Source organism: Drancourtella sp. An12 (genome assembly GCF_002160935.1).
GTDB classification, from domain to species: domain Bacteria; phylum Bacillota; class Clostridia; order Lachnospirales; family Lachnospiraceae; genus Sellimonas; species Sellimonas catena.
This window is the reverse complement of record NZ_NFLO01000002.1, coordinates 344,233-362,336: the sequence shown is the minus strand read 5'-3', so window position 1 is coordinate 362,336 and position 18,104 is coordinate 344,233. Positions and strand designations below refer to the sequence as shown.

The 18,104-nt window shown below is 45.7% G+C and carries 16 protein-coding genes; 4 read left to right on the top strand and 12 right to left on the bottom strand.

Features of this window, described 5'->3' with window-relative positions; translation table 11 throughout:
* Positions 1-23: 23 nt before the first annotated feature.
* The 8 genes from B5E64_RS04005 to B5E64_RS03970 form a co-directional block, all read right to left on the bottom strand.
* Positions 24-791: a type III pantothenate kinase gene (locus tag B5E64_RS04005; protein WP_087167229.1), complete on the bottom strand. Its 768-nt coding sequence runs from the start codon at positions 789-791 to the stop codon at positions 24-26.
* A 3-nt stretch (positions 792-794) separates the two neighbouring features.
* Positions 795-1,466 carry an ECF transporter S component gene (locus B5E64_RS04000; protein WP_242960078.1) on the bottom strand — a complete coding sequence of 224 codons (672 nt, stop codon included), beginning with the start codon at positions 1,464-1,466 and terminating at the stop codon, positions 795-797.
* A gap of 68 nt (positions 1,467-1,534) precedes the next feature.
* The gene (gene coaBC, locus B5E64_RS03995) at positions 1,535-2,746 is read right to left on the bottom strand and encodes a bifunctional phosphopantothenoylcysteine decarboxylase/phosphopantothenate--cysteine ligase CoaBC (RefSeq protein ID WP_087167228.1); all 1,212 of its coding nucleotides are present in this window, start codon (positions 2,744-2,746) and stop codon (positions 1,535-1,537) included.
* A 113-nt stretch (positions 2,747-2,859) separates the two neighbouring features.
* Positions 2,860-5,109, bottom strand: coding sequence for an alpha-galactosidase (locus B5E64_RS03990; RefSeq protein WP_087167227.1), 2,250 nt, complete (start codon positions 5,107-5,109; stop codon positions 2,860-2,862).
* An 86-nt stretch (positions 5,110-5,195) separates the two neighbouring features.
* Positions 5,196-6,017: a carbohydrate ABC transporter permease gene (locus B5E64_RS03985; protein WP_087167226.1), complete on the bottom strand. Its 822-nt coding sequence runs from the start codon at positions 6,015-6,017 to the stop codon at positions 5,196-5,198.
* Positions 6,017-6,940 (bottom strand): sugar ABC transporter permease, encoded by a 924-nt coding sequence (locus tag B5E64_RS03980; RefSeq protein ID WP_087167225.1) that lies wholly within the window; start codon positions 6,938-6,940, stop codon positions 6,017-6,019. Before B5E64_RS03980 ends, B5E64_RS03985 begins: the two co-directional genes overlap by 1 nt.
* 92 nt (positions 6,941-7,032) lie before the next feature.
* Positions 7,033-8,289, bottom strand: a complete 1,257-nt coding sequence (locus B5E64_RS03975; RefSeq protein ID WP_087167224.1) for a sugar ABC transporter substrate-binding protein — start codon at positions 8,287-8,289, stop codon at positions 7,033-7,035.
* A gap of 18 nt (positions 8,290-8,307) precedes the next feature.
* Positions 8,308-10,041, bottom strand: coding sequence for a glycoside hydrolase family 36 protein (locus B5E64_RS03970; protein ID WP_162610128.1), 1,734 nt, complete (start codon positions 10,039-10,041; stop codon positions 8,308-8,310).
* 87 nt (positions 10,042-10,128) lie between these two features.
* Between B5E64_RS03970 and B5E64_RS03965 the strand changes: the two genes are divergently transcribed.
* Positions 10,129-11,010: an AraC family transcriptional regulator gene (locus B5E64_RS03965; protein WP_087167222.1), complete on the top strand. Its 882-nt coding sequence runs from the start codon at positions 10,129-10,131 to the stop codon at positions 11,008-11,010.
* A 574-nt stretch (positions 11,011-11,584) separates the two neighbouring features.
* Here B5E64_RS03965 and B5E64_RS03960 read toward each other — a convergent pair.
* From B5E64_RS03960 to B5E64_RS03945, 4 genes are all read right to left on the bottom strand, one after another.
* Positions 11,585-13,585, bottom strand: a complete 2,001-nt coding sequence (locus tag B5E64_RS03960; protein ID WP_087167221.1) for an ABC transporter permease — start codon at positions 13,583-13,585, stop codon at positions 11,585-11,587.
* A complete protein-coding gene (locus B5E64_RS03955) occupies positions 13,578-14,345 on the bottom strand; it encodes an ABC transporter ATP-binding protein (RefSeq protein ID WP_087167261.1) in 768 nt (255 codons plus the stop codon). Before B5E64_RS03955 ends, B5E64_RS03960 begins: the two co-directional genes overlap by 8 nt.
* Before the next feature lie 121 nt (positions 14,346-14,466).
* A complete protein-coding gene (locus B5E64_RS03950) occupies positions 14,467-15,465 on the bottom strand; it encodes a sensor histidine kinase (protein ID WP_087167220.1) in 999 nt (332 codons plus the stop codon).
* Complete coding sequence (locus B5E64_RS03945) at positions 15,452-16,132, bottom strand: response regulator transcription factor (RefSeq protein WP_087167219.1); 681 nt, start codon at positions 16,130-16,132, stop codon at positions 15,452-15,454. Before B5E64_RS03945 ends, B5E64_RS03950 begins: the two co-directional genes overlap by 14 nt.
* A 178-nt stretch (positions 16,133-16,310) precedes the next feature.
* Here B5E64_RS03945 and B5E64_RS03940 point away from each other — a divergent pair, with 178 nt between their 5' ends.
* The 3 genes from B5E64_RS03940 (at position 16,311) to B5E64_RS03930 (ending at position 18,065) form a co-directional block, all read left to right on the top strand.
* Positions 16,311-16,727, top strand: a complete 417-nt coding sequence (locus B5E64_RS03940; protein ID WP_087167218.1) for a MarR family transcriptional regulator — start codon at positions 16,311-16,313, stop codon at positions 16,725-16,727.
* 23 nt (positions 16,728-16,750) lie between these two features.
* On the top strand, positions 16,751-17,395 hold the full coding sequence (locus tag B5E64_RS03935; RefSeq protein ID WP_087167217.1) for a DUF6198 family protein: 645 nt from the start codon (positions 16,751-16,753) through the stop codon (positions 17,393-17,395).
* Between the two features lie 112 nt (positions 17,396-17,507).
* On the top strand, positions 17,508-18,065 hold the full coding sequence (locus B5E64_RS03930) for a biotin transporter BioY (protein ID WP_087167216.1): 558 nt from the start codon (positions 17,508-17,510) through the stop codon (positions 18,063-18,065).
* Positions 18,066-18,104: the final 39 nt, after the last annotated feature.

The following is an 18,104-nucleotide window of genomic DNA, read 5'->3' as shown; positions in this document are numbered from 1 at the left end:
CTTTTGACCGCGGCTTCCCTGATTTATTTCTTGTTTTTCTGATACAGAATCGACAGCCCCTTCAAGAGCAGATCGTCATCCAGAATGACCTCTCTTCTGCAGTGGGGCACGATCTTTTTTGCAAGTCCGCCTGTAGCAATGACTGTCACATCGGAGCCAAGCTCTTCTTTCATCCGGTCGATGATTCCGTCGATGGCCGCTGCACTGCTGTAGATAATCCCGCTCTTCATGCATTCGATCGTATTTTTCCCGATCAGATGCTCCGGCGCTTCCAGACTGATGCCGGACAGCTGTGCCGCCCTTGCCGTCAGGGAATCCAGTGATACCCCCACGCCCGGATAAATCATGCCGCCCTGATAGCAGCGGTTCTCATCGATGACGCTGACCGTTGTCGCCGTCCCCATGTCAAAGATCAGCATCGGAGGTTTATATTCCTGAAGACCGGCCACCGCGTCCACAACCAGATCGCCCCCAAGAGACGCCGGATTGTCCATCCGGATATTCAGTCCGGTCCTGATGCCGGCTCCCACAATCATAATCTCCTTCTTCAGGATCTTCTCGGCCGCAAGCCGGAAGGACTTTGTAATCTGAGGAACCACGGATGAAATGATTCCGCCTTCCAGTTCGTGCGGATTGATATGGTAGATGTCCAGGACATTTTTAATATCAATCGCATATTCCAGTTCCGTCTTCGTCCGGACGGTGGAGAGCCGCTCGATAAAGCTGCAGCGGTTTCCCTCCATACATCCGATGACGATATTTGTATTTCCTATATCAATCGCTAAAATCATACTCTAAACTCCCAGTCTGTCTCTGATATTTTTCTTCATCAGAATCTTTCCGATTCCAAGGGTAAAGACCGCCGCCACAATGGCCTCCGGCACCCCGTTGATTCCGATCACGGACAGAATAAATGTGTATACCGTGCTCTCTGCTACGCCGTTTGCCTTTGCGTAGGCGTCACGGAAAAATACAAAAATCAGATTCATCACAAGCAGCGTGTTAACCAGTGCTCCGGACATGCCTGCCAGAATCAGTCCCGGTGATGATACTTTCTCACTTCTGGTCAAAGCTTTCACTCCTTTATATACATAATATGGAACCACTCCGACCAGAACTCTCGGGATAAAGCAGATGATCAGGCTGCCGATCCCTCCGCTGAATTCTCCGAGGTTATAAAACGGTGTGAATACAAACGATGTCACCGTCGGGTTCATCGTGTTGTTGATAAAACTGGTCACGCCGAAAACAAATCCAAGTACCGCTCCCTTTTTCGGCCCCATCAGAATGGATCCGATAATCACCGGGATGTGGATGATGGTCGCTCTCGTAAATCCAAGCGGGATGTATCCGAGGAAAGGGGTGAATGCCAAAATCACGATAATTGCTCCGAATAATGCCACCTGGATCATGCTGCGCACGCTCATGGACGTGCCTGCGTTTCTGCTGTCTGCTCTTTGCTTCATAATTGCCTCCTTGTTATCATTCTCTTCTGAGATACAATACGTTTGGCACAGAATAGCTTCTGTTTACCTTATTCTTTTGTTTGTTTCTTTTTCTGTTCTTTTAAGATCTGGTCGACGATGTGCACGGCTGTCTCCTCTTTTGTCATCTTTTCGAGTGAGATTTCCTCATCGTCTGTGATCATGGTCACCACATTCGTATTGCCGCCGAATCCGGCGCCTTCTACTTTCAGATTGTTCGCCACGACCATATCCAGATGTTTCTTTTTCAGTTTCTTGCGCGAATTTTCCAGCATATGTTCGGTCTCCATGGAAAATCCGCAGAGGTACTGATCCTCTCTTTTATGTTCTCCGAGATACTGGAGAATATCATCGGTCCGCTCCATTTCGATGGAAAGTGCTCCATCTTTCTTTTTAACCTTCTCATCGCTGACGTACTTCGGCCGGTAGTCCGCCACCGCGGCTGCCTTGATGATGATGTCCTGCTCCGGTGCATGAGCGGTGACCGCCTCAAACATCTCCCGGGCCGTGGTTACCGTAAAGATGTTCACAAACTCCGGCTTCTTCGTCTCCGTCGGTCCGGTCACCAGCGTGACGTCCGCGCCCCGGCGCATACAGACTGTTGCAAGGGCATATCCCATCTTCCCGGTGGAATGGTTGGTGATATAACGCACCGGATCGATGGATTCCTGTGTCGGTCCTGCTGTGATAAGTACCTTCTTCCCCGCAAGATCTTTCTCATACTGAATCTCACGCAGGATATATTCCAGCAGAAGCTCCGGCTCCGGCATCTTGCCCTGGCCAGTATCCCCGCACGCCAGATAGCCACTGGCCGGGTCCACTACTTCATACCCGAAACGGCGGAGCTTGTCCAGGTTGTCCTGCACAATCGGATTGAGGAACATATTCGTATTCATCGCCGGAACGATGATCTTCCTGCACCGGCATGCCATGATAGTCGTTGTCAGCATATCGTCCGCGATCCCGTTTGCGATCTTTCCGATCACATTGGCGCTGGCAGGTGCCGCCATTACCACATCCGCCTGTTTTGCCAGAGACACATGCTCCACACTGTACTGGAAATTCCGGTCAAATGTATCGATCAGACACTTATTGCCGGTCAACGTCTCAAATGTAATCGGATTGATAAAGTTCGTTGCATTTTCTGTCATCAGTACATGCACATCTGCCTGAAGCTTTTTCAGTGCGCTTGCCAGGGACGCGATTTTATAGGCCGCGATACTTCCGGTCACGGCAAGTATCACTGTCTTTCCTTTCAGCATAGTCTTTCCCCTTTCTTTTCCAATGTTCCTGTATTATTATAATTTCTAACACATAAAAAAGCAAACCGTTTCTTACGGCTTGCTTTCTTTGCCTTGTTTCTTTTTTCGTACATTTACATGACATCTGTTTTTTTGATATGGAACAGTCTGGAGAAATAGTCCCCCTGCTGCTCTCTTGCTACGCCTGCGAGGCCGGAAGAGCAGTCGGAAACACTTAATCCTGCATACATCAGCTCATCCCCGTAATGTACACCGCAGTCCATTTTTGCACCGAAACATTCCTGTACAGAGTAGGCTGCCGTTTCATCCAGCCCTTTGAAGCAGATCCGTTCAAATTTGCCCTGCGGCGGCTGCATCACGCGGAAGTAGGCCATAAGACCTTCGCTTCTGTCATCCGCAATCACTTCCCAGGCTGAGTGGTTGCCCTCGAACGGACTCTTGAGCCGGTAAAAGACGCCCTTCTGGATCAGATCCCGGTACTTCTTCATAAACGCAATCTGTTCTTTCATCTGTTCCAGCTCTTCCTCCGGAAGCTTTGTGATATCCAGCTCATAGCCGAATGTTCCAAAGTATGCCACATTTCCCCGCATTTCCAGAGATGTATTCCGGAATACCTGATGGTTCGGAGAAGCGGATACGTGGCTTCCAATGCTGCTGATCGGGTATACATAAGACGTTCCGTACTGAATTTTGATCCGTTCTACCGCATCCGTGTCATCCGACGTCCACGCCTGCGGCGCGTAATAAAGCATTCCCGGATCAAATCTGGCCCCGCCGCTTGCACAGGATTCAAACAGGATCTCCGGAAATTCCTGAATCAGCCGTTCATACAGGCTGTATACTCCAAGAATATATTTATGCCGTACTTTTCCCTGATAACTTTTGGAATTTCCATTGGAGAATACCTCGGAAAATGCACGGTTCATATCCCACTTCACATAGGAAACCGGCGCATCTTGCAGGATCTTTCTCATCTGTCCGTGGATGTGATCCACCACTTCCGGTTTGGAAAAATCCAGTACATACTGATTTCTGCTGTGGCAGTAGTTCCGCCGGATATCCGCCAGAAGCCAGTCCGGATGCTCCCGGAACAGGTCACTGTCCTTGTTTGTCATCTCCGGCTCAAACCACAGACCGAATTTCATGCCCAGATCTTCGATTTTTCCGGCAAGTCCTGTAATGCCCTCCGGCAGTTTTTCCAGATTCGGATACCAGTCTCCAAGAGACGCATTGTCCCAGTTCCGCTTCCCGAACCATCCGTCATCCAGAACAAAAAGCTCTATACCAATCTCTTTTGCCTTCCGGGCGATATTCAGTATCTTTTCTTCATTAAAGTCAAAATAGGTTGCTTCCCAGTTATTGATCAGGATCGGTCTTGCCTGATCTCTCCACTTTCCTCTTGCAAGTCTGGTACGGTACAGTTCATGGTAGGTCTGACTCATTCCATTCATCCCGTGTTCAGAGTATACCATCACCATCTCCGGAGTCTGGAAGGATTCGCCCTTTTCCAGTTCCCAGCGGAATTCATTTGGATGGATTCCCATTACCACTCTTGTCACGTCGAAGTTGTCGACCTCGACCTGCGCAAGAAAATCTCCACTGTAGACAAGACTGAACCCAATCACTTCTCCGGAAAATTCATCTGCCTCTTTTCGCTTCAGCATCAAAAACGGGTTGAACTGATGGCTGCTGCATCCACGCATACTGTATACTCCCTGGGTACCGTAACACAGTTTTCTCGTATGCGGATGACGCTCCCGGTTCCATGTCCCTGCAAGTTCGACCATTTCATATTCTTTGTCCGGCAGGTCAAGGCAGCCGCTCATACAGTTTAAAAGCGTAATTCCATTCTCATTTCCGCACGCAAAACGTGCATGCCTTGTAATCACCGGGCGTCCATTGAAAATCGTGTAGGACAGCACGATCTCTGTCTTTAAGAATGTATCTTCCAGAACAATTTCCAGAGTGTCAGCCTCGCTGTCATCTTCCACATAGACAGCCGGGAGTCCCTGAATTTCTTTCTTTCCGGAATAAATTTCGTGTGTTTTATATTTAAAATCTGCGACCCTGCTTCCATCCGCACTTTCCAGTTCAAAAGCCGGATATCTTGTATCGCCGGAGCCAAAGGTTGGATATTCCTGTTTCAGATGTTCCAGGGAAAAATTACTTCTCCCTTCAAACGGGTACGGAGCCATATCTCTTGTTGCATACTCCACCAGATAGCCAAAATCTTCCCTGTCTGTGAGATGTTTCCCGAAATATACATGGCCTAACTGGCCATTTTCCAGAACTTTGATAATATAACTGATCTGTTCATTGTAAAGATGAAATTCTTTTGAAGTTTGGTGAAATTGAATCGCCATTTCATTCTCCTTTTTCCTATTCCCATTTTTCTTTATTTTATCAAAAGAGGGAACCTTTTACTAGAAAAGATTCCCTCTGCCTTAAATCACTTAATGGCTCCCCCGGTTCCTTCGATGATGTATTTCTGTGCAAATAAAAAGATCAAAATTGGCGGTACGATCATAATCACAGTAATACAGAGCATCGGGACAATTTCCTGAGAGTAAACACCCTTAAATGATGCAAGACCTAATGCCAGTGTGTACTTGGATCTTTCCTGCAGGAAAATCAATGGTCCTAAGTAATCGTTCCATGCGGCAAGCATATTCAGTACACCTACCAGAATTAATGAAGGTCTCATAATCGGAACATAGATTTTATAGAAAATCTGGAAAGCATTTGCTCCGTCAATTCTCGCTGCCTCCTCGAAATCTTTCGGTACGCCCATTAAGAACTGGCGCATCAGGAAGATATAATATGCAGATCCAAACCAGGACGGGACGATCAACGGTTTCAGCGTGTTCAGCCATCCAAACATATTAAATTCCATATACTGCGGGATCATTGTAACGTCCCACGGAATCATCATTGTGGAAAGCAACAGCATGAAGAGGATGTTTTTCCCTCTGAACTGGAATCTTGCAAATCCATATGCAACAAGCGCTGCGGATACCATGGATCCTAATGCGGATCCTACCGTTACTATTACAGAGTTCTTTAAAAATGTACCGAACGGCTGAGCGTTCCATGCATCCACGTAATTCTGCCAGTTCCAGATATCCGGCAGGAAACTTGGCGGATAGGCAACAGCCTCCGCTTCAGATTTAAATGTGGAAAAGAACATATATACGAAAGGGAACAAAAAGTAAACTGCAATCAATGTCAAAATCACATACAGTACTACTTTTGTTTTTTTAGACATTTTCATTACTTTTTCCTCCTCTTCTTTTTCTTTTTCGATCCGGAGTTCATTTCATTCTCATAGAATACCCACATGGAGGATGATTTGAATACAAGAGCGGTCAGACAGAGAATAATGATGAACATTACCCATGCATTGGCACTTGCGTATCCAAGCTTATGGTGTCTGAACGCGTTGTTGTATGTCATCAGCCCGTAGAAATATGTGGATTTCATCGGTCCGCCTCCGGTCAGCAGCATTACAAGTGTTACCTGCTGGAAAGAACTGATGATTGAAGTAATCAGGTTAAATAATAATGTAGGCGTGATGATCGGCAGTGTAATGCTGAAAAACTGTCTGACCGGACCTGCGCCGTCGAGCGCTGCCGCTTCATAGAGTTCTGCCGAAATTCCTTTGATATTCGTATAGAACACGAGCATCATGGTTCCGACTCCAAAAGCGCTTACAATAACGACTGCCAGAATCGCCCATGCCGGATCCACCAGCCAGTTCGGTCCTTCAATTCCGATCAGGGAAAGCAGATAGTTTAAGACACCATAATCACTGTTCAGAACCCAACTCCAGATAACGGATGTCGCAACACCGGACACAACGGCCGGGATATAGAAAATCGTTCTGTAAACCTTGATTCCTTTTAACGGCTGACTGATCAGCATCGCAAGGAACAACGCGATACAGATGTTCAGTGGTACAAAGATTGCCGCATATTTAATACTGATTCCAAGAGATTTCAGCACCTGATTGTCCGAGGTGAACATCTCTATGTAATTTCCCAGTCCCACAAATGTACGTTCTCCGACAACCGGCCAGTCAAAAAAGCTGATGCAAAGAGAAAAGATCAGCGGTCCTAATGTAAAGACCAAAAAGCCGATAACCCATGGAAGAATGAACAGATATGGTGTAACTGTCTTCCATTTAAATTTTTTCATGTGACTCTCTCCTTATTTTTTGGAGGGGAAGAGCGCTTCCCCTCCTTTTGTCCGTTCCTTCCTATACGGACTGGATGTTCTGACTTGCAGTTTTATTCATGTGCTGCAACTACTTCATCCAGAGCCTCTTTTGGATCTGCAAGGCTGCTTGGGTTAATAATGCTTTCAAATGCAAGCTGGATATCTGAATCAACTTCTGTCCATCCTTCTGCAATAAAGCTTGCCGGCGTGTATCCTGCACAGTTATCAAGTGCTGTGTAGAACGGTGCGCAGTTCGGATCTTCTCTGAGGCCTTCAGATTCAACAACTGATTTTAATGCCGGTAATTCTGTCTCGATACGATGTTTGTTCATTTCTTCACCTGTCCAGTATTTCAGGAATTCCCAGGCTTCTTCTTTATGTTTGCTGTCTTTGGAGATTGCGATACCGGATGTATTGATAACACTGATGGAGTGTTCTGTTCCTTCAAACTTCGGAATCTGAGCGATACCGTAATTCAGCCCTTCTTCTCCGAACTGTTTGATCGGCCATGTACCATCTACATACATTGCTGTCTTACCGCCAAGCATCTCTGTCTGACCAGCTTCTTCGGATGCATATAATACGCCGTCTTTTTCCATATCCTGGAATGTCTGGAATACTTCTACAGCTTTATCACTGTTGATATTTCCGTCCAGTTTTCCATTTTCGTCAACAAACGCGGTTCCATTGCTCCACAGATACATTTCCAGTGTATATGGAAGTGTTCCGATCGGGAGTGTAAATCCGTTTACACCGTCAATCTTGGACTGGATTTCTTCTGCAGCAGCTGCTACATCGTCCCATGTCCAGTCATCTGTCGGGTATTCTACACCAGCCTGATCAAACAGGTCTTTGTTGTAGTACAGACAGGATGTAACTACGCTGACCGGAACGCCGTAAATCTGATCATCGATGGAGTTGTACGGCCAGAGTGCCTCGAAGAAATTGTTTTTGTAATCTTCGCCTTCGGCATCAATATATTCATCCAGTGGTTCCAGACTTTCAGAGTATGTCGGGTAATCCCACATATACATTACGTCCGGCGCGTCTCCTGCTCCCATGCTGGCAGTCATCTTTGTATCAAAGTCAGATCCCCAGCCTTCCAGAACAACTTCGATCTTGTCCTGACTCTCATTAAATTTGTCAACACATGCCTGCTGGTCATCCAGTACAGATGCATCGTCCCATGTTGCGAAACGAATCTTTACTTTTCCGTCGCTGGTTGTGTCGCTGTCGCTGTCACTTCCTCCTCCGCATCCAAGAAGCATCGTACCTGTCATCACTGTTACAAGTCCAACCGCTGCAAGTCTTTTCATTCTCTTTTTCATGTTGTTACCTCCGTTTTTTTATTTTTCTTTTTTTATTTCAATCCGGCCCGCCGTAGTACAAGGAATACTTGTAATGCAGGACAGCACCCTGCTTTCTTCCTTCACAACAGTTCCGAAACAGTCAATCTGAACGACTCTGGCAGCTGTTTCATTTTCTGTTCTTACATAAATTTCTTCTGCCCTTGTTCCGTTCACAATGATGGAATCTCTCTGTTGTGAGCCGATAGTAACTACCCGGCCGGTTGAATACAATGCTACGATCTCCGTCTCGTCATCTCTTACGCTGACTTCCGGATATAAATTCTGCGGTTCTTCTGCCGTCACTGCGCTCTCCTGCAGTAATGCTTTATGTTCCCGCATAAACTCCATATAATTGCGGATCATTTTTTTATGTGCATCTGTCAGATATTCCGTCTTTACGGAAAACTGCAGCGTTGAAAAAAGTGCGTTTACGATCTGCAGCGCTGCTGTTTCCGGTGTCTCGCCTTCATTCCAGACAATCGGATCACAGTGAACTGCCGTATGCTCGTTCATCAGTCTCAAGTCAATGCTGCCGACTCTGTTTGCAAGTCCGGATTCCGGACAGTCACAGACTCTCAACATATTTCCGTATTTCTTGATAAACGGTCCGATGTAACGCTGTCTGAATTCAATCAGAATGTTTTCATCGATCTTTTTGAGTTCTTCCATCGTCTCACCAAGTAGCTTGTCAAGCGCTGTCTGGAGGCAAACACAGTCCATATCGGCATTCGCCTTTGGTGTATCTTTTCTCTCATAGAACTCATCGATGAAATCAAGTTTCAGACCGTCAAGTCCCCATTCACGTACAGCTTTCACATAAATATTTTTTAAATATGCTCTGACTTTTGGATATCTGATATCCAAAATTCCCGTATGCTGTTCTTCATCTACCGCGATCAGCTTATCATGGAATAATTCCCACATTTTTGAATACATACCAACATAAGGAACGCTGAACCACAGCAGGTATTTCATCCCCAGCTTGTGAACATTATCTACATGCTGCTGCATATTTTTGATTTTCTTTTCAGCGACTTCCCAGTCTCCGCAGTACCCATAACCACGATTTATGTCATCAGTCTGCCAGCCGTCATCTACAATTACTGTCTTAAATCCCAGTTCCTTTGCATTGCGGCATTCCTTTTCGATCTCTTCATCTGTGATTTCCTGATGGTAAGAATACCAGAAAGAGTACATCGGCTCTTTCGCGTCTTCCGGCACAAATGCCGGCTCAAATCCGCATTCTTTCTCCCACCAGATTCCAACTTCTCTGATTGCCTGTTCATACCTGATCTTTCTGTAATCCATCAGAACAGATACTTCATAATGATCTTCATCTGCCGCCCCCACATGAATATCCACACAGCATTTCATCGTTCCGTCTTCTTCATGAACACCCAGATTCATCCTGACAATCTTTTTCGCCTCGGAAACAGCAAATGTACCGCTGTTTTTTCCATCCTCGCTGAAAAATACTACCAATGGGGCTGATACAGAACTCATGGAAACCTCTCCATGCGCCCAATCGGCCTTCAGTGTCCTGTCGTAGCGACAGTTCGGATGCCATTTCCCGGCAATATCACGGATCGGAAAACTCCATTCACAGGTAATGACCGTCTGATCCGCTCCCTCCGGAATCTGATCCAGGGATATGTTGTAAACCTGCCGTCCATCCGGTAAGGATCTGGAAGTCCAGTTCAATTCTGCTTTGATATTACTTACAACTTTCATTTTGATTCTCCTTGCCTTGACTTTTTTCTGAAATACTTTTATGCTATATTCATGTAATTTTAACTTCGCTTCAAAGGAGGGACTCATATGGAAACAAATGTATATCGTGATGTTGTCGGCTTCCAGTGTCTCGACCATATTGAACATCAAACCAACGATCTGTATCTGACAAGGTGCGGCATTCAGAAATGCCCTCCAAACTATACGTGGGGTCCAAAGCTCCGCCCTCAGTACCATATGCATTTTATTCTCGATGGAAGCGGCTACTTTGAAATTGATCATCAGATCCATCATCTGAAAAAGGGACAGATCTTTCTGATTCCTCCAAATACTCAAGCCCGCTATTATGCCGACAGCCAGACACCGTGGACCTACGCTTTTATCAGCTTTCTCGGAAACAAGTCCGCACAGTATATGGAACAGGCCGGCTTCGGCTCCTCCCCATATATCCGAGACTGCAACAGCGATCCGGAAGAATACGCTGATGTTATCCGGAAAATGCTGAAAACCCATCAGCTGACCATTACCAACGAACTTTGTCGTGTCAGTCTGTTGTTTTCACTCTTTTCCATGCTGACTGCTTCTTCCCACTCAGCCGATTCCCAATATCCTCAGAAGCATCACGACTACCTTCCTGAGACATATTTTGAACACGCCCTGCAGTACATACACTTTAATTACAATAAGAATATTCACATTCAGGACATCGCCGACTATATAGGTATTACACGATCTTATCTGTTCTACATTTTTAACAAGAAACTACAGATGTCTCCACAAAAATATCTCTTAAATTATCGGATTGAACAGGCCAAAAATCTTCTCGCCTCCACCGATATATTCATCAAAGATATTGCCCATAATGTAGGATATGAAGATTCCCTAGCGTTTTCAAAAATGTTTCGCAATGCAACCGGATACTCTCCATCTGCATATCGAAAACTTAAAACCGGTTCATCTGAAAACTAATATTACTTGTCTTCTTCGGTTGTAATTATACAATCCACATCTGGCCTCATGAATGGAAGAATGACCAAAAACTATGTCCTAATGTCAAATTTTTGAGCATATCGCCATAAAAACAGGTCACATTCTTCCATTTTTACAGCACATTGATAGGGGACGTGTTCCGATACACCGGAACACGTCCCCTATTGAAAAAATATAAAGTTGTTTTTAAGTTTTCTTTTCATTTCTATCACATATTTCTTTTTATTTTGTAATATTTTATTTCGTTCTCCCGTGCTATCCTCCTGTTTTACATTGCATTCTCCCTATATAATACTTTTGTAACTTCTAATCATCTACTAGATAATTTTATTTTTTTCTCTTATTGTCAGATTTTTTTCACAGGTACACGACGTGCTCTGCTTATCGATTTGATAAATTTTGATACCTTCCTTTCTATTTCTACTTTTCCCCAGTATTTTCAAGGGTTTCCAGGATTTTTGGTATTTTAAAATGTTGTTATTACAACGATTATCGGGGACGTGTTCCGATGCATCGGAACACGTCCCCGATAAATTAATGTCCCCGATAAGTTTTATCGTACAATGCGGTAGTACGTTCGTGAGGTGATGGTGTAAATGATAAAGTATATGGCCGCGAAGGTGAGGGTGACTGCCAGGGTGCATTGTGCGAAGATGGTCTGGTTGATAAGGTTCAGTGCGCGCATGATATCGACGAGTGCCGGGAAGGCGGCTGCAGTGTGCATTGCTGCCATCAAAAGTGGCAGGAAGAAGACCTGCAGGATCTGTCTTCGGATGGTGGAGCGGATTTCGTCGTTGGTCATGCCGACTTTTTTCATGATCTGGTATCGTTCTCTGTCGTCGAATCCTTCTGTAATCTGTTTGTAGTAAATGATAAGTGATGCTGCGATCAGGAAGAGGATGGAGAGGAAGATTCCAATGAACAGAAAGGTGCCGTATTGTTCGTAATAGTGTGCCCTTGCCTGGTCAATGTTGTCGACTGTCATCAGGCGCTCTACGTCTTCAACGAGATTTTCTCTTAATGTTTTGAAAAAGGTATCTTTCTCTGCATCTGTCCCTTCTATATTATAGTAGTATTCGTAGGTAATTTCTCTGCTTCCCGCCCTGGTGTCTGCATAGCGTTCATTGTAAGCGTTCAGGACTGTTTCCATCGATTTCAGATCAGGCAGAATGACAGCCATGAAGTTTGCGTCTGACAGGTAAAGTGCCTCGTTCCAGATGCCGGGATCGTCAACGGTGGTACTGACGTTCCAGCTTAATTGATCCAGTGTCAGCGTTTCTGAAACCTGGTTTTTGTTTTTTTCATAAACAGCCGCCTCTCCCTTCGCCAGGTCCAGTTTTTCTCCTGTGTTTTTGCTGTAATCGTCCTGTGTCAGGAATGCAAATACATAAAGTTTTGAGGCATCTTCCTGTTCTCCGTCGGACAGTGTAAATGTTCCGTTTGCTTCCTGAAATCCTGCCATCCACAGCTGCTTGTACCCGAATCCTTCCGTTACCTTGACACCGGTTCTGTCAGCATGTTTCTGGACAGCCTCCTGCAGTACCGTACCATTACTTTCCTGTCCGTCAAGGATACAGCTGCTCATGTAATCTCTTGGAAAGCGTTTTTCCAGAATGTCTTCTTCGCCTAGATACAGGCTGAAGCTTGTGGAGATGGATACAATCACGGCTGTAGATAAAATACAGATCGTTGCAAGTCCTGCGGCATTTTGTTTCATTCGGTAAATCATTCCTGAAATCGTGATAAAATTTCTCGGCCGGTAATAAAGTCTCTCCTGTTTTTTCATCCATTTCAGGAATGCAATGCTTCCCGCAAGAAACAGCAGGTAGGTAGCTGCAATCACCAGTACGACAGCCGGCAGAAATATTTTGATTGTCTCATAGACTCCCTGTGCTCCGATAGCAAATGTATACCCTGCCGCAAGGAGGACAACACCGAGGATTGCCGGCAGTTTCCGTACTTTTGGTTCTTTTTCCCCTTCTTTTGCCCCCTGCAGAAATTCGATCGGATTCGTTCTTACAACAGACAAAATATTATAAATCAAAACAATCAGATACAGAATCCCGAAGGTCAGACAGGTGTTTCCAACTGCATCGAGGGGAATTTCAAACCGAAGGTCCGACGGAATCCGAAGCATGGATAAAAAGATCAGGAACACCAACTGGCTGAGCAATGCTCCGGCGATCATGCCGCCAACAAGTCCGCGCAGAGCTGTAATCAGGACTTCCCAGAACATCATCGTGGACAGATGGCGTTTTTCCATGCCCAAAACGCAGTACAGCCCGATTTCCTTTTTTCTCTGCCGGATGACAAAGCTGTTCACATAGAACAGAATAATGCATGCCATAATCACGGCCACAATCGTGCAGAAATTTAAAATCATATCCGAATTGGATCCTTGTGTCGTCTCGTATTTCAGCATCATGGAGCGGATGCTTTTTAAAATATAATACATGCTGACAATCAGTATATTTGCCAGCGTATACGGAAAATAAATCTGGCGGTTCTTTTTGAGGTTTGATCGTGCCAGTTTGAAATATAAGGAATTACGCATGTGTTTTCCCTCCCGACGCCATCACGGTCAATGTTTCGGAAATGCTTTTGAACATCTCTTCCCTGCTTTTGTCACCTCTGTAAATCTGATGATATACAACGCCGTCTTTAATAAAGAGTACCCTTCCGGCGTGGCTTGCCGCTTTTGTACTGTGGGTCACCATGAGAATCGTCTGGCCTGCCCGGTTAATCTGTTCGAACATGTTTAAAAGTTCATTAGATGCCCGGGAATCCAGTGCCCCGGTCGGTTCATCCGCAAGCACGAGCCTCGGTTCTGTAATCAGTGCCCTTGCAATTGCAGTTCTCTGTTTTTGTCCTCCCGAAATTTCATATGGAAATTTTTCCATCAGATCGTCAATCCGCAGTACTTTCGCAAGAGGCATCACCCGTTTTTTCATTTCTTCCGGCTTGACCCCTGCCAATACCAACGGCAAAAAAATATTGTCTTTGACAGAAAGAGTGTCCAAAAGATTAAAGTCCTGAAAGACAAATCCCAGATTTTTTCTCCGGTAAGACGCCAGATCCTTTTCCCGGATATTCTGAAAGGAAAGTCCGTTTAAAATGATTTCCCCGCCCGTCGGCCGGTCAAAGGAGGCCAGCAGATTTAACAGCGTCGTCTTTCCAGATCCGGATTCCCCCATCACCGCAGTGAATTCTCCTTCTTCTATCGTAAAGGATACATCTCTTAATGCCTGCACCTGATTGGTCCCGAACCGGTTTGTATATGTTTTTTTCAGATGTCTGACTTCCAGTAATGCCATATCCATCCTCTCCCTTTCTTCTTTTTCTTTTCTGCCATTATTATAAGAAAAAAAGAAAGTGGATGCCATCGATCGGGCTTACACTTTCTCTTTCTATTCTTACACCGGTGTAAGATTTCTGTCACACCGTATCCAGCTGAACTCTTTTTGTATCGATCCGGACGGTCGTCCCTTTTCCTGCTTCGGAAGTGATCCGGACCGGATGTCCGAGAAGATCGGCTGCAGATTTCACAAGGGACAGTCCGATGCCGGTGGAACGTTTATCGAGTCTTCCATTATATCCGGTATATCCCCACTCGAATACCCGCGGAAGATCCTCCGGCAGAATTCCGATTCCGGTATCCCGAACCACCAGAGTGCCTTCTCCTTCCCGAAAAACGGAAACGCCACCCTGCTTCGTATATTTTACTGCATTCGTCAAAATCTGCTCCAGAATAAACACAAACCACTTCTCGTCCGTCAGAACATCAAAATCCAGATTTTCCCCGATCTGAAGGGAAATCTTCTTATGTATAAACAGTTCCGAGGTATTCCGGACCGCCTGTTTTACCAGATCCCCGGCCCGGTAATGGCTGAACCGCAAATCGTTTCCGCCCTTTTCCAGTTTCTGGTAGTGCAGAGCCATGGCAATATACTGCTCGATCTGTAACATCTCATGGCGCATGGCCTCCTTGTCCGGCTCCTCTTCCTGCAGCAAAAGCCCCATCACAGATACCGGCGTCTTGATCTGGTGGCTCCAGCGTGTATAGTAGGCATCCTCTTGTTTCCGCTTTGCCTGTTCCCTGCTTTCGTGTTCCCGCCAGAACCACTCCCGCTTCCTGATAATCTCCTGATACTGCGCTTCCACCCCGTTCCACGCCCGCGGGAATTCCACGCTTTCCATCTCTATTGTTTCTTCCAGCTGCTTCATCCATCTCCATTTTTTCCTGTAAGCAAAAAATCCTGCTCCCCAGACCAGAAGAAAGAATGCGGTGGAAAGAAGCATCGTATAGACGGCCGGTCCCCACGGAAGTCCGTAGAGGGAATAGACCGCCCACTCCAGAATCAAAATTCCGAAAAAGAAGGCTTCTGTCCTGCGCGCGGCATGCAGATACGAGACAAAGCAGTTATTCTTCCACATAATATCCCACACCTTTCTTCGTGAGAATATAGTCTTTCAGGCCGATCTCTTCCAGCCTTCTCCGAAGTCTTGTCACATTTACAGTCAACGTATTGTCATCGATATAACTTTCTGTCTCCCAGAGATTTCGGATCAGTTCTGTCCGCTCTATGATCTTCCCTGGATGTTCCAGAAGCGTCCGCAGAATCCCGAATTCATTCTTTCCGAGTTCCAGTTTCTGATCCCCAAAAGCAAGTATCTGCGAATCCAGGTTCAGGGTCACTCCTTTGTGGGCCAACACCTCCGTGCTGGACACCCCGAATGTGTATGCCCTCCTGAGCACGGCCTGAATCTTTGCCGTCAATACATCCATCCGGAACGGTTTTGCGACAAAATCATCCGCCCCCAGTTGGATTGCCATCACAAGATTCATATCATCGCCGGAGGAGGACAGAAAAATCACCGGCACCTGACTCACTTTCCGGATTTCCCCGCACCAGTAATATCCGTTATAAAACGGAAGGGAGATATCCATCAGGACAAGCTGCGGTTCAAATGATTGAAATTCATCCATGACATTTTGAAAATCAGTAATCCCCCGGGCAAGATATCCCCATTTTTCCAGATTTCTCTTCAGGATTTCCACCATCATCTCATCATCTTCCACAAGCAGAATACGGTATTTCATACATTCTCCTCCCTTCTTCGTGCGTTTTTACTATAACATAGCCACTTCTGCTTTACAATGCAGGACTTGACAATCCTTTCCCGTTCCTTATATAATAGGTATATTTTATTTGAATTCAAACTATTTCAATTCAAAACTTTTGTGTAAGTATACGAAAAACGAAAGGAGACTATTTCAAATGCCTTATTCATTTCATTATCTAATTATGGCCGAGCACTCAACCTTCCAAAAAGAACTTCTCTCCAGACTCAGGGACACCGGCCTGACAATCGGACAGCCGAAAATTCTTGATTACCTGAAAGATCATAACGGCATAAGCCAGAAAGAGATTGCCAAAGGGTGTCATATCGAGCCGGGCACACTTACTACACTATTAAACCGGATGGAAGAAGCCGGACTCGTTGAGCGCCGCATGCTGCATGGCAACCGGAGAAGCCTGTATGTGTTTCTGACCGAAAAGGGCAGCCTTTTGTCCCGGCAGGTCGATCATGCGTTTTCTGATCTGGAAGAGCAGGCATTTCGCGATATTTCATCGGAAGACAGGGAAAAATTTTTACGGATCTTTCAGCGTATTTATGAGAATACGGTATCTTGATATTCAGAGGAGGTCATCAAATCATGGAAAAATTGAAACGATATGCTGTATTTCTAATTGGACTTTTTATTAATTCACTGGGAGTCAGTCTGATTACAAAGGCAGATCTCGGGACATCACCGATTTCGTCGATTCCCTATGTACTCAGCCTGAACTTTCCGTTGACACTAGGGCAGTTCACAATCGCCTTCAGTCTGCTTCTGATTCTGATTCAGCTTGCCATTCTCCGCCGGAATTTTAAGGCAGAACATCTGCTGCAGATCCCGGTTTCCATTCTGTTTGGATACTTTATCGATCTGACCATGGAACTGCTCTTCTTTATCCATCCTCAGACTTATATTGCTTCTGTCATCTATCTGTTAATTGGATGTATCATACTGGGGTTTGGTGTCTACACCGAAGTACTTGCAAATGTAGCCATGCTTCCGGGGGAATCTTTTGTCCGTGCGGTTTCTTCTACGTGGAAGACAGAATTTGGTTCTACGAAAGTGGCTTTTGATGTATCACTCGCAGTAATTGCCGCCATTCTCTCCATTCTGTTTGCTCACAGACTGGATGGAATCAGGGAAGGTACCATCATAGCCGCCCTGCTGGTCGGATTTATTGCCCGCCTGTTCGGCCGGAAACTTGCATGTCAGATGCATTCCATAAAGTTACGGAATTCCTGAACCGTTCCAATCGTAAACCCATTCTTTTTATTTTGGTTGACAATTGATGTATCTAACGGTATACTTCTCCTATACATATAAAATCCTACACATACAGAAAAGGAGAACTTTCATGAATCATACATCAACATCTTCCGTTTCAACCCGTTATCTTGTACTTACAGCACTGATGACAGCTGTCATCTGTATTCTGGCACCGCTTTCCATTCCCATTCCGGTAAGTCCGGTGCCAGTCACACTGACCAATCTGGTCCTTTATATCGGTCTGTTTATCCTGCCATGGCGCCAGCTGTTTGTAAGCTACATCGTATATATGCTGCTGGGCCTTTGCGGTCTCCCGGTTTTTTCCGGATTTTCCGGAGGCATCGGTAAGCTTGCCGGACCGACCGGAGGATATCTGATCGGATTTCTCTTTCTGATCCTGATCGGCGGAGTTTTTCTGCAAAAAGGAGAAGGACGCCGCGGAATTGTCTTTGCTCTTACGGGTCTGATTCTCGGAAGCCTGGTCACCTACCTCTTCGGAACCATCTGGCTTTCTCAACAGATGAATCTGACTTTTGTGCAGGGGCTGTTTGCCGGTGTCATCCCATATCTTCCGGGAGATGCTCTGAAAATCATTCTGGCTCTTCTTCTTGGGCCGCAGCTTCGCAGACGGCTTCCCCTCATATAACCGGGGAACCGTCACCGAAACCTGAACCTCATAAATAAA